This window comes from Streptomyces sp. 2323.1 (assembly GCF_900221035.1).
GTDB lineage: Bacteria > Actinomycetota > Actinomycetes > Streptomycetales > Streptomycetaceae > Streptomyces > Streptomyces sioyaensis.
On the sequence record NZ_LT907981.1, the window covers coordinates 6,813,488 to 6,826,121 of the forward strand.

General features: G+C 68.0%; 14 protein-coding genes. 10 read left to right on the top strand and 4 right to left on the bottom strand.

Translation table 11 applies throughout. The features are described from left to right. Nucleotides 1-453 precede the first annotated feature (453 nt). On the top strand, nt 454-732 hold the full coding sequence (locus CPH93_RS29455) for a hypothetical protein (RefSeq protein ID WP_159395069.1): 279 nt from the start codon (nt 454-456) through the stop codon (nt 730-732). A gap of 323 nt (nt 733-1,055) precedes the next feature. Here the strand turns inward: CPH93_RS29455 and CPH93_RS29460 are convergent, their stop codons facing one another. From CPH93_RS29460 to CPH93_RS29475, 4 genes are all read right to left on the bottom strand, one after another. After that, complete coding sequence (locus tag CPH93_RS29460; RefSeq protein WP_096214550.1) at nt 1,056-2,240, bottom strand: amidohydrolase family protein; 1,185 nt, start codon at nt 2,238-2,240, stop codon at nt 1,056-1,058. A 47-nt stretch (nt 2,241-2,287) separates the two neighbouring features. After that, the gene (locus CPH93_RS29465) at nt 2,288-3,439 is read right to left on the bottom strand and encodes an MAB_1171c family putative transporter (RefSeq protein WP_096214551.1); all 1,152 of its coding nucleotides are present in this window, start codon (nt 3,437-3,439) and stop codon (nt 2,288-2,290) included. After that, a complete protein-coding gene (locus CPH93_RS37020; protein ID WP_231976987.1) occupies nt 3,436-3,759 on the bottom strand; it encodes a hypothetical protein in 324 nt (107 codons plus the stop codon). The genes CPH93_RS29465 and CPH93_RS37020 overlap by 4 nt, the downstream gene beginning before the upstream one ends. 267 nt (nt 3,760-4,026) lie before the next feature. After that, a complete protein-coding gene (locus CPH93_RS29475; protein WP_096215638.1) occupies nt 4,027-4,467 on the bottom strand; it encodes a helix-turn-helix domain-containing protein in 441 nt (146 codons plus the stop codon). Nucleotides 4,468-5,276: 809 nt separating this feature from the next. Between CPH93_RS29475 and CPH93_RS29480 the strand changes: the two genes are divergently transcribed. The 9 genes from CPH93_RS29480 to CPH93_RS29520 all read left to right on the top strand — a co-directional run bounded on the left by CPH93_RS29480 (nt 5,277) and on the right by CPH93_RS29520 (nt 12,309). Next, on the top strand, nt 5,277-5,636 hold the full coding sequence (locus CPH93_RS29480) for a hypothetical protein (protein ID WP_231976988.1): 360 nt from the start codon (nt 5,277-5,279) through the stop codon (nt 5,634-5,636). Between the two features lie 2 nt (nt 5,637-5,638). After that, on the top strand, nt 5,639-6,658 hold the full coding sequence (locus tag CPH93_RS29485; RefSeq protein ID WP_096214554.1) for a hypothetical protein: 1,020 nt from the start codon (nt 5,639-5,641) through the stop codon (nt 6,656-6,658). Further along, a complete protein-coding gene (locus CPH93_RS29490) occupies nt 6,658-7,443 on the top strand; it encodes an ATP-binding protein (RefSeq protein WP_096214555.1) in 786 nt (261 codons plus the stop codon). Before CPH93_RS29485 ends, CPH93_RS29490 begins: the two co-directional genes overlap by 1 nt. Before the next feature lie 93 nt (nt 7,444-7,536). Continuing rightward, nucleotides 7,537-8,127: a WhiB family transcriptional regulator gene (locus CPH93_RS29495; RefSeq protein WP_096214556.1), complete on the top strand. Its 591-nt coding sequence runs from the start codon at nt 7,537-7,539 to the stop codon at nt 8,125-8,127. Next, nucleotides 8,124-9,146, top strand: coding sequence for a DUF2637 domain-containing protein (locus CPH93_RS29500; RefSeq protein ID WP_096214557.1), 1,023 nt, complete (start codon nt 8,124-8,126; stop codon nt 9,144-9,146). Before CPH93_RS29495 ends, CPH93_RS29500 begins: the two co-directional genes overlap by 4 nt. A gap of 98 nt (nt 9,147-9,244) precedes the next feature. Then, on the top strand, nt 9,245-9,469 hold the full coding sequence (locus tag CPH93_RS29505; RefSeq protein ID WP_096214558.1) for a hypothetical protein: 225 nt from the start codon (nt 9,245-9,247) through the stop codon (nt 9,467-9,469). 269 nt (nt 9,470-9,738) lie between these two features. After that, nucleotides 9,739-10,089, top strand: coding sequence for a plasmid mobilization protein (locus tag CPH93_RS29510; RefSeq protein WP_231976989.1), 351 nt, complete (start codon nt 9,739-9,741; stop codon nt 10,087-10,089). A gap of 2 nt (nt 10,090-10,091) precedes the next feature. Next, nucleotides 10,092-11,840, top strand: a complete 1,749-nt coding sequence (locus tag CPH93_RS29515) for a relaxase/mobilization nuclease domain-containing protein (RefSeq protein ID WP_096214560.1) — start codon at nt 10,092-10,094, stop codon at nt 11,838-11,840. 61 nt (nt 11,841-11,901) lie between these two features. After that, the gene (locus tag CPH93_RS29520; RefSeq protein WP_231976990.1) at nt 11,902-12,309 is read left to right on the top strand and encodes a hypothetical protein; all 408 of its coding nucleotides are present in this window, start codon (nt 11,902-11,904) and stop codon (nt 12,307-12,309) included. The last annotated feature ends 325 nt before the right edge of the window (nt 12,310-12,634 follow it).

A 12,634-nucleotide genomic window follows, 5' to 3' on the forward strand; every position in this document is an offset into this window, starting at 1 on the left:
CCAGGCCCCGTACCTTCTGGGAAGCTTGCATTGGCCATCGCGTCGCTCCGATACCACGTCGCAGTCGGCGACTATCTCCTACTAGCCGGTCGCTCTCGCTGGCATCCAACATGTAAGCGTTTGGCATCTTCGTCACTGGAGACCGTCGGTACTCCCAGGATCTACCTCGGCACGAATTTCGCACCTCGGGGCTGAACACGTAACGCGTTATCACAGCGACTACAGCGCACGCATCGTGCTCAGCCGGTCACGCGCCCAGTGGGCATCGCTAGCCGCCGACGTGAAAATCTCGCTAAAGGGCCCAACCAAAGCGTCTGCTTGTCGACCAGGTGAGGGTCCACAACCTGAAAAGGTGCGCGGGTCACACGATTGTGTTCGTCTGGGTAGATACGTAGGTCGGGGGCTCTGGGACAAGAGCGAAAGTGATTTCAGCGCAGAGCGAGGTGGGGCGCCGTGTCGAGGCAACCGGCTTCAAGCGATGAGGAGTTTGCTCGCCGAATCGCCAAAGAGGTTCATGATTCCATGCAGCCACTATTTGATGGCATCAACAGTTTCATGAGGGCATCGAACGATAAAGCTGCACTGCAAGTTCTGGGGCAACACCCGGAGCTGCTAAGCGAGCAAGCTTACGGACTGATCAGGAAAGGCATCAATGACGCCCGCGATCAGGGGTACTTGGACGAGGCCGAGGGCATGAGCAAGCGCCTAGGCCTGCTGCAGAGTCAACGCTAAGGGCTACACCGCCATCACGAAGTTTACAGACCAACTGACCTGGCGGGCACTTCGTCGCTGCTCAGGTGTTCCGGCCGGGGGGACGGCTGCCAGCCTGCCGAACGGGGTCACGAATGCCTTCCCGGACCGGAACATCTGAGGGGCGGTCCCACCGGGCCCGGCGTGAGCACCAGGGTGAGAGGTCGCAGCCCCTGCCCTCACCGGCCAAGTGGAATCTGCGTCGCCGGCGCCCCGCGTGAAGACAGAGGGCTTCATCCGTACGCTTGCGGTTGCCGGCGTCGAATCGGACGGTAGCGGCGATGCAGTAGTCGGCATCCCCATGGTCACCGGATTCTCTCGCCTCCTGCGATCACGAGGCAGATGTTGCGCAGGGCGCCGAGGTCGACGAGTGGGTCACCATCGACGGCGATGATGTCGGCACGCTGTCCTTCGGCGATCCGTCCGGTGCCGGTGATGCCCAGGGCTTGCGCGGCGTCCGTTGTGGCCATGTCGAGGATCTTGGCGTTGCTGAGCCCGAGGTACTCGTAGAACTCCAAGGTGTTCACGAGCCCGTCGAAAACCGCACGGGTGACGCCGGCATCGGTTCCCGCAATCATGGGAACACCAAGGTCCGCCATCCAGCGCATCGAACCGAACAGGTACTCGGCTCGCTCCTGACCAACGCGTTCGGCGAAGCCCCGCCAATTGGGGCTCGTGGCCGTGCAGACGGAGACCCCCTGACTCTTGATCTGCGTAGCGAGGTCTTCGCGGAGGTCGAACTCCCCGCCCTCAGTCATCCAGGTGCAGTGCTCGATCGTGGCCACGCCGGCGCGGACTGCGGCTGCGATGCCGTCGGTGCCGTGGGCATGGACGGCGACCGGCAGTCCATGGCGGGCGGCTTCGTCCACCACGACGCTCAGCTCGTGCTCCGTGAACTGGTTCTGCCAGATGGCCGGGCCGCCCTTGGTCATGCCGCCCCCGGTGGCCATGACCTTGATGACCTCGGCGCCGAGGTCGGCGTTGCGGCGGACCATGGTGCGGATGGCGTCTTGGCCGGTTACCTCGCCGCCGAAGACGTGCAGGTGGCCGCCGGGTGAGGTCAGGGGGGTGGCTGACGACAGGATGCGGGGCCCGGGCAGGGCTCCGTTGGTGATGGCGTCGCGCAGGCGGATGGCGAGACCGTTACGGTCGCCGAGGTCCCGTACCGTCGTCACACCGCTGTGCAGCAGCTGCTGAGCGCGGTCGGCCATCCCCTCCAGCAGTTCCTCGTCAGCCGTTTGTTGGGCGACTTCCAGGGGGTTGGCGCCGCCGTCGAAGATCAGGTGCACATGTGAGTCGATGAGTCCCGGCAGGAGCGTGCCGTGCGGGACGGACCTGGCGGGAAGACCTTCGGGCGCGAGGCGCTCGATCTCCTCACGAGGCCCGACTGCGGCGATTCTGTCTCCGCGGACCAGCACGGCACCGTCCGTGATGCGGGCGCCGTTGGGGCCCGTGATGACCTGGTCAGCTGTGAATAGTGCGTCTGTCATGGTGTTGCTCCTCATCGTGCTTGCCCGGGTGCTGGCCCGCGGGCTGTTCACCTCGAAGTGCTGCCGGCTTCCGCCCTAGCCGACTCCATACTGAGCGCGTCGGCGAGCAGCATGAGCTGCCGGACGTCGGCATCGAGGCTGTCGTCGTCGCCGGGAGGAGCGACGGCCAGCGCCTGGCGGGATGTGGCTGGTTCGTTCGCCTGTGTGTCCAGGGCCTTCTTGAGGTGACGGGCGAGTTCTGAAGGCGGTGCCCCCTCTTGCACCCCGAGCTGGGCGAGGTGGGGGCTGATGCGCACCAGGCCATCGCGGCATTCGATGACCCTGCGGTAGTAGCGGTAGTGGGTGCCGCGCAGGGATAGGGAATCGCGCCAGCCGCTGGTCGGCACACGGCTGAGGGCGTCCTGTGGGAAGGCGTCGTGTAGCGCTTCCCACAGTGGGCGTAGGCGTCGGTGCTCGCGGCGATGCTGCAGCCATACCCGCCCGCTCGCCATGCGCATCGCAGCGCCGGAGTAGGTCACGCCGACGATGAACACCGGGACAGCGAGCGCTAGGAGGTCCTGAGTGCCGTGGTTGAGCCATGCCGGGACCGGTTCACCGCACCACCGCATCACGTCAATACCGATCCGGCCGGTGTTTGCCACCACCATGCCCGCCAGGGCGCTGGCCGTCAGCCACAGCCCGGTCACCAGGGGGCGCATCGACATCCGGGCGTATCGCACGGTCCACCAGAGCGCAGACGCGAGGGCGTAGACGAGGTAGACCAGCGCTGCGATGAAGAACAGAGCCACAGGGGTCTGCGACATGTCGGCGCTGGCGAAGTCCCGACCTCGGATGTGGGCCGGCGTGGCGATGGTCGTCAGGACGAGGACCAGCACTGCCACCGCCAGGGGTAGAGCTTCCCACCGCGCGCGACGTTTGGCGCGTCGCCGTTCTTCTGCAGAGAAGAGGAAGACGCACATCAGCCAGTAGACCGCCGCGACCAGCAGCGCGTTCTGGATCAGCCGGGACACGCCGACCCCCAGGAGGTGGTCGACGATGTCCGCCGCGGCGTCGAGGCCGAGCAGGAACGAAGCGGCTGTGCAGACGAGGCACAAGGTCACGGCGCGAAGGGGAAGATCGTGGGGAGCATTTGCTACCTGCACGAACTTCCAGATCACGGCAAGGTGGAGAAGCGTGGCTGTCAGGACGAGCGCAGTCACAGCCACCCCTGGCGATCACCGAGTGCTGTCTGCACACGATGCAGAGAAGGGTTCGCGGCGCGTCGAGGGGCGACTCGGTCCAACACCGAGGCCCACTCCAGCACGATCGTCGCGACCAATTCGGCCTGCCGCTCATGCTCTTCGTCGTAGGAGGTCCGACGAAGCAGCCGCCTCACTGATCCCGGCGCGAGGTCCGGGACCGCGCCCTTCCAAAGCTCCTCGTCGTCGACTTCTTCGCTCTGGTGGTCGGCGAGGATGTGCCCGACCTCGTGCAGGACGATGTGCCTCTGATGACTTGGGGTGGTCTCCTGCTGGTACAAGATGTAATCGGCAGACGGGGTTGCAATCCACGCACCGAATGGGCCAGGTACCGGCATCCGGTGCGGCACCAGCCGGATAGGACGGCCACGGCGCTCTCCCAGCTGTCGGCAGAGCTCTTCCACCTGCAAGGGGGGTTGAACGTTCAGGGCTCGCAGCTCTCTCTTACAGCGACTGCGAAGCTCGCGCTCTTTCAAGGTACTTCTCCTGCATACGACGCGCGCTGCAGCAGCACCCCCGATCCGCGGTACGACGCCGCATAAAGCGCGTCATTCGCGGTGCTCTGCCTGCTCCAACTTATAGACGACGTCCAGCAGGTCCATTACCTGCTTTCGCCGTTCGTCCGACAGCTCGCCGGCACGCAAAGCCATCAGCTTGACGTCACCGTTTTCGAGTGCGTCGCTGAAACTCGCATGCTCGGCTGCCATTTTCGCCAGCCGGCCGTCCACTTGCCCCGTGACCGAGTCATCAAAGAAGTACGCGACGGGAACGCCGAAGAAGTTCGCCAGGCCCGTCAGATGGCGCACGGTGGGGTTGTCCTTCTTCCCCTTCCGCAGCTGCCAGACGTAGCTCATGGAGATGCCGATCCCCGACTGGCTGATGGCGTTCGCCACGTAATCGTTGCTGTACTCCTGGCCGTCGTCGCCCTTGATCGTCGCGAACAGGTGATTGATCTTCTCCGCCAAAGTGCGGCCCGTCGCCTCGCTCACCACTTCCCCTCTCGTCGAGAGTCGGTAGGCCACTGTACATGAGTGGACGAAGCATCGAGTGATCCTTCACGACAGTTGAGTGCATGGCAATTCCGGGCTACGCGCCCATCAGCGATTTCCGCTGAGGTGAAAGCATGGCGAGAAGGGGCTGTACAGGGGTGGAGACTTTGATCAACTTTCGGCACCCCTACCTGGCGTCACAATGGGCGACTCTCGACGCCCATGCCTTCACCCGAGAGCACTCTGCCACCGCCCACCCGGTCGGTCAGAATTGCCCGATGTCCGGACATCGAGGGACGGCTCTGCTCTTTCGTGCAATCCCGAAGTGTGATGGGAGTCCGGAGCGGATGCGCAGTGACCAGCACCTCAAGAAGATCGAATTACCGTCAGGTGCCGCATGAGAACTCTGTGCATTGTGATGGAGTCCTCGGGATTCCGTTACGCCTCGTAGTCCTGCCCTCATGACGGAAAGGTGGCTGCTTCGACCGGGTAAATGATCGCCTGGCAGATGCCTCTTCCGGCGCAGCGGCAGCTCGTTCCTAACTACTGGATCTTGCGAGGGTGCCCGCATATGTTGCTGGTGCGCTCGGTGGAGCCCACCGGCCGTGCGAACTGCAGGGGAGATTTCGGAGCGTAATGAGCGCCAAGCGCGCACAGGCCTAGGGATATGGAACCGGCGCCCAGGAGTTAGCAGCTCCTGAGCGCCGGGCCGTCACCCCGAAGGGCGCGGATTCATAACTGGAGCGGGTCGGCTGGCCTTTTCGACGAGAACGGCCGCCCCGTCCCACCTACGATCAAGGGATTCTTGCATGCCCAAGTACTGGAGCAAAAGGGCGCTCTCAGAGCAGACGCCCCAGGATGATGCGCCTCTCATCGACGCTCGCCAGCAGCGCCTGGCCTGCCTGCTTGCGGAGATGGTGCCCGGAGCCTCTATCCTCCGCGTTTCGCAGCGCCAGCCTGGCCAGAGCTGGCCGAGCCCCTACGCCCGCGCGTACGACGGCCGAGGGGCGCCCATAGCCCTCAACCGAGCCCAGCGCACGACGCTTGCCCGCTGGGTGATCCGCGCCCACCCTGAGCTGATCTGGGGCGAGGCGTACGACCTCAGCCTGACCACCGGGAGCCTGCGGCCCGCCGCCGAGGCGTGCGCTGCCACCGGCAAGGAGTGCTGACGGTGGCCAGGATCCGCACCATTAAGCCCGAAGCCTTCACCAGCGAGTCGCTCGCGGAGGTGAGCGTCCACGCCGAGCGGACGTTCTTCGGTCTCCTCACCCAGGCCGACGACCACGGACGCTTCCGAGACAATGCAGCCATCGTTGCCGGGCTGCTCTGGCCGCTGCGTGCTGAGCACACCCCAGTTCACGCCGAGGACGATCTCCAGCAGCTGGCCGACGCCGGGCTGATCTGCCGGTACACCGGCTGCGACGGCCGCCGGTACCTGCACATCGTCACCTGGTTCGACCACCAGAAGATCGATAAGAGGTCGCAGACCCGCATCCCGGCCTGCCCGGACCACCACCGCACGGAGCGCTGCGGGGCCTGCGACGGCACCTGCAGCGTGCCCCACGAGGGCTCGACGAATACTCCGCGAGGACTCCCGGAAACTTCGGCGAAGGCTCCCCGGACCGTCGAACGGCCGTCGAAGACGGCCGTGACGCCTCCAGCCGACCCGTCCGCGCGCACGAACGGTGGCCAGGCGACGCTCGACGGCACCCTCGACACCTCCAAGCGAACCGCAAAGAAAACCGCAGGTCAGAAGCGAGTTGGGGAGTCATCCCCGAAGTCTCCGCGAAACCTCCCCGAGGGCTCGGTGCCTGGATCTAGGATCTTGGATCCTGGATCTTCTCATCCTTCGGGGCGCACAGTGCCCGCACCCAGCCCATCCGCTCAGGACCTCGTCGGCGAGTACGTCGCCGCCTGCGACCAGCGCCCGCCGGGTGACGTGATCGGCCACCTCGGCCGCATCGCCAAAAAACTCCTGGACGAGGGCATCGCCCCCGAGCACATTCGCGGCGGACTGCGGCGCTTCGCCGCCAACCCCAAGCACCCCAGCGTGCTGACCAGCATGGTCAACGAGGCCATGAACGCCTCGCCGGCCGGTTTGGTGCGGCCGGAATCGCGGCCTAACCTGCCCGGTCACCGGGCCTGGGCCAATCCAGTTGACCCTGCCGCCGCCTACGCCGAGGAGCTGTGATGCGCGACCACGACGCCCAGCCCGTCGGCGGCATCGCCCGTCGCCTGGCCCACATCCTCACCTCCCGGGGCATCGACCCCAACGCACCGCTCACTGACCCCGCGGAGCCGGTCCCCGCCTTGCAGGCGGCGCAGGCCCGCATCCCGGCCCGCTACCAGGAAGCCGTCGCCGACCACCCCGCGGTCGCCGACTGGGTCCGCGAGGTCACCCAGACGGGTCGCCCCGGGCCCAAGGGGGCACCGGGCATCGCTCAGGGCCGCTCGCTGCTGATCGTCGGCACCACCGGCACCGGCAAGACCCACCAGGCATATGGCGCGGTCCGGTCCCTGCTACTGGCCGGGGTCAGGCTGCGGTGGAAGGCGATCACCGCCGCCGACCTCTACGCGGAGCTGCGGCCACGGGCGGGCCACGACGGCGAGCGGGAGCTGCTTGACCTGGCTCGCTGCCCGCTGCTGATCATCGACGACCTCGGGGCGGCCAAGAGCAGCGAGTGGACCGAGGAGATCACAATGCGGCTGATCAACCGCCGCTACAACCAGATGCTCCCGACCCTGGTGACCACCAACCTCGGCATGGCCGACCTGCGCCAGCACATCGGCGACCGCGTCGCCTCCCGCCTGACCGAGATGACCGACAAGGTCGTCCTCGACGGCCCCGACCGCAGACGCGCCCTCGCAGCCAAGCGCCGCAGCCCCGCTGCCACTGCTGTGCCGCAGACACGCACCGAACACGCCGGCCCAGCAGCCTTCAGCGCTCTGACGGCCGCTTCGCGCCTCGGCCGCTAACCGCCTTCTCGCGACCGCCGGTCGCCTCCCGCACGCCTCAACCCCAGGCGCGTCAGCCTGCCCAAACGCGCCTGGGGGCAACGGAGACACACCATGCACCACACCGAGAACGAGACGCCGCGCACCCTCGGCGATCTGACCTGGCACGACGAAGCTGCCTGCCGCTCCACGGGCCCCCATCAAGTCGATCCGGACGATTTCTTCCCCGAGCCGGACGAGATGGACCGCATCCGCGCCGCCAAGGCCCTGTGCGACCAGTGCCCCGTCCTGAACACCTGCCTCGACGCCGCCCTGGAAAACGGCGACCAGGACGGCATCCGGGGCGGCATGACGGAAGAGGAACGAGCCCCGCTGCATCGCAACTTCCGGCGCCGTCTCAGCTACGCCCGCGTCAACGCCGTGCTGGCCGGCCACGACGTCCACCTCACGCATGCCGAGCGCGACGCCGTCGTCCGCGCCGCCTACCTGGACGGCATCCCGGCCGATCAGCTCGCGCGGATTCTCAAGATCACGAAGGAGCACGCCCAGAAGCGGTACCGCAAGACCCGCCGCCAGATCCGCGATCGCGCAGTCGAGCAGAAGGAGCAGGCGGACAACGGCGAGAAGAAGCCGACGAACCAGCCTGCGGTGCTCAAGGCGAGCAGGACGAAGCCCTTCCGCGACGACCTCGGGACGGCCGCGTGAGCACCCTCGCCGCGATACCCGCGCGGATTACCCGGTGGGACCGAGCCGCCATCGTCGCCCTGGGTGGCGCCGGTTGCGCCCTTTCCTACGACGCCCTCCAGCAGATGGCCACCGCCATCCACATCCGCGGACTCCTCACCTACCTCTTTCCTCTGGTTATCGACGGATTCATCGCTTACGGAGTCCGGGCCCTCCTGGTCCTGCGCACCGCACCGCTCGCCGCCCGCTGCTACGTCTGGCTGCTGTTCGGCACCGCGACGGCCGCCAGCATCTGGGCCAACGCGCTGCACGCCGTACGCCTCAACCAGCAGCAGCCGGAAGGCGAGGGGCTTCGGCTCGGCGACGTCACCGTCGGCATCCTGTCCACCCTCGCCCCGCTAGCCCTGGCCGGAGCAGTCCACCTGTACATCCTCATCGCCCGGCAAGTCGACGAGCCCGCTGTCCCCGGAGACCCGGACACTGCCGGTGTCCGAGCTGACCGGGGCACCGCCGCCCTCCCGGACAGTGCCGTCGGCCAGGACGAGCCTCGGCCGGCGCCGGTCATCTCCGGGCGCCCTGTCGAGCTGCCCGCACCGGAGACCAACCGTCCAGCGGTCACCACCGGCCCGAACAGCCGGAAGGTGGGTGCCTCAACAGACCCGTCCGGACAACAGGAGGGCCTGGCTGAGCCGGAGCCGGGCCACGACGGCCGAACCGCTGAACTGGGCGGACACTCGGTCAGCAGACCCCCCGCGGTCACCCGCCGCCGTCCGGCCGTGCCGCTTGTCGACCAGCCGAAATCTGCCCCGGTCACCGCTGCGGAGACCCAGGACACCCACACGCCGGATGCCGATCCGGTGACCGAGGAACTCCTTCCGATCGCCCGCCAGGCGGTCACCGAGGCGGGCAAGGCCACCCGCCAGGTCGTCGCCGACGCCATCCGCGGACAGAACCTCCCGCTCGGCAACGACCGGCTGACCGTCCTGATGCGCCGGCTCCGCACCGAGCCCGCCACGAAGCCGGTCACTACGACGAGCTGACCGGACACACGGCGCATGGCCGGTGACCTGCGCGATCCACACGCCAGGTCACCGGCCCGCCCCCACCGCCGACTTCTCCACACAGCAGAGGCACCACGATGCGCACCACACCGGCCACCCACGCCGAGGCCGACACATGGATCACCGTGCTTCGCGACTACGGACACCTCCACCGCGCCGAACCCGGCCCCGACTGCAGCTGGACCGTCCAGCGAACTCGGGCCAGCACACCCCGAACCCTGCACCACCCTGTTCTCGCGCTCGACTACGTCGCCGAGGTCCTGCGCGAAGTCCGCGGCCACACCGTGGAGACGCCCCGATGATCCCCTCGGAACAGCCCAGCCCCACCTCCGAACTGCAGTGGGACCACTGCCCGGCACGAGGCCGAGCAAGCTGTACCTTCCGAAACTCCTCCGCCGCCATGGGCTGCGGAGGAGTTTCGGAAGGGCTAGCCCCCGCCCCAGGAGGGGAGGGGGAGGCCCAGCACCAGGGGGCGCCGGGCTCAGAGGCTGCGACCGAGGGCGGACCGCAGCCGGGAGGGGAACCGAATGCGCCCGCCGCGCCACGCACGCGACCTCGCCTGCGCCAGAGCGTGCACCGCGACCAAGTCCGCAGCGTCCGGCTGACCCGAGACGAACTCGACCTCGTCACCCGCGCCGCCGAAGCCGCCGGTCTGAAGACCGCCGGGTTCCTCGCCGACGCCGCGGTCGCAGTCGCCCAGGCCCAAGGCGGTTCCAGGGCGTGGCTGTTGGACCAGCGCGGCAGGGTGGAAGAACTCATGGCCGCCAGTGCCCAGCTCGCCCGCGTCGGCAACAACCTCAACCAGATCGCCCGCATCCTCAACTCCGGCGGCCACGTCGATCACGCGGACGAGGCGGCGGCCCGCGTCCTGCGCTCCGCCGCGCGCGTCGAAGACGCCGCCATCGAGATCGCGCGGCGCTGACGATGGTGCCCGACATCTCCACAGGCAGCCGCACGTATGGACTGCTGAACTACCTCTACGGGCCCGGCCGCAGGGACGAGCACACCGACCCGCACCTGGTCGCCGCTTGGATGCCGGAACTCGCGCCCGACCCGAGCCGTGACCCAGAGGCCACGATCAAGCAGCTCGCCGCCCGCCTCGACCTGCCCGTCCTCGCCCTGCCCAAACACCGACGACCGGCCCGGCACGTGTGGCACTGCCCCGTACGCACCTCGCCCGGCGACCGTCACCTCACCGACGCCGAGTGGGCCGAGGTCGCTCGCCGTATCGTGCACGCCACCGGCATCGCCGAACACGGCGACGACAGGGCGTGCCGCTGGATCGCCGTACGCCATGCCGACGACCACATCCACATCGTCGCCACCCTCAAGCGCGAGGACGGCCGCAGCCCGCGCCGCCACGAGGACGGCATCCGCGCCCAGGCCGAATGCCGCAAGATCGAAGCCGAGTTCGGCCTGCAGATCCTCAACGCAGGAGACCGCACCGCCGCCCAACGGCCCACCAGCGCCGAACGCTCGAAAGCCGAACGCGCCGGGCGTACCGAGACGCCCCGCGAGACCCTGCGCGAGCGCGTCCGCCAGGCGCTGGCCGGAGCCGCCAGCGAGGAGGAGTTCTTCCGCCGCCTGGCCGAGGCCGGCCTCCGCCTCGAAAAGCGCCTCGCCCCCTCCGGCGACGCCCTCGGATACAAGGTCGCCCTCCCAGGCGACCGCAACCGTCACGGCGAACCGATCTGGTTCCCCGGCTCGAAGCTTGCCCCAGACCTCTCCCTCCCCAAGATCCGCCAGCGCCTCGACACAGGACCATCAGACGGTGACACCTCCGTCGTCGACCGCTCCGGCGAACCTCCACGTCCGTCTCACACCCGGTGCGAGGCAGCCCCTGTCGCCGAGCGGGCGGCCTCAGTGTTGAGCGGAGACGACGATGCAGACTCCGCCGCACAACTCGTCGGCGTCGGCGAAATGCTCGATGCCCTCGCCCAGACCTCGCCGGCCTCGACCCGCCAGGAACTCGCCGCGGCCGCCCGAGCCTTCGAACGCGCCACTCGCTCTCATATCCGCGCCGAACGCGCCGACAACCGCGCCATCCGCTCCGCCGCCCGCGGCATCATCCGCGCCGGCAACGCCCTCGGCAAAGGCGAGGACGGTGGCGCCACCGCGATGCTCCTGTCCACGATGGTCCTCGTGACCATCGCCGCCGCCCGCTGGCACTCCGCCCGCGGCCACGCCCAACAGGCCGCCGCAGCCCAACAATCCGCCCAGCACCTGCGCGCCGCCTACCGGACCGCTGCCGCCACACCCATGAACGCCATGAGGCAGCACGGCCGTCGACTTCCCGAACCCGTACGGCAGCGGCATGCCTGCTCTCTCGAAGCCACTTTGCCCCAGCACGCGGAGCATGTGTTGCGTGAACCCGGTTGGGACGCACTGGCCGCCACCTTGGACCAGGCCGAGCGGGCCGGACACGACCCCGACGTCCTCCTCCAGCAGGCCATCACATGGCGCGAACTGGACACCGCCGACAGCGTCACTGATGTCCTCATCTGGCGCCTGCGGCGGCTGGGGAACCTGCCCGCCACCACCACATTGCCCCGCCCGCCGACGGGCTCGCGAACGTCTCGTCAACATCCCCCGCCGTCGAAGCAGCAGGCACCGGAGGCCACCGCCGGGACGAACCCCAGCACTCCTCCCCGCGCCCGAGGGGCCAGGCGCTGACCAGCACCACAAAGCGCTGGACACCGGCAGCCATGCCTGTTACGGCTGATTGAAGAGAGACATGGAGACGATGCGGATGCTCAGCGAGAACCTTCAGACCCCAAGAACCCTCCTGCCCGGAACGGCATCCGGCGATGACCCGCTGCTGCGACTCCAGCAGGAGACGCAGCTCTCCGGCGGGAACATCGGACTGCGCGCCACGACGCACCCCGAGGAAATCCGTATCACCGGAATCACCGTCATGTGCCCCCAGTGCGGCGCTCGGCGCGACTGGATGGTCATCTGCGACCGCAACGAAGTCAGCATCCGCTGCCGCTGCACACACCAGTGGATCGAGCGCGAACTGACGTGCGCGGACTACATGGAGGTGATCGGTGAGGGAATCGGCCAAGACTACCCGAGCTTGGAGGCCGCGGCCCAGGCTGTCGGCTACGACGGCACGCTCGGTGGCACCTACCTGAACTCATGAGCGGAATCGCATTGAACGCAGCTTCCACAAGCCGCACGTCTCCGAGGGGTCGGCACAGAGCCCCCGGCAGGCTGAAGATGGCGGGGAGGATTGACACAGAGCACCCGCCGTGGTGATCCCGCGCCCAGGCCTGAAGCGGCGGCTGCCACGCCCACAACGCGCGCAGGGTGGAGCTTGCTGGTGAACCCTCCGAGCGAGTGGGCCCAGGCCCTCAGCTCTCGCAGCCACCAGGCGGCGGCGCGTAAGCTCTGCAGGTTTTGAACCTGCCCCGGAGAGGAGGCAGTGCCCGAGGGCACACGCACGCCATCGACGGGCATCCGTGGTG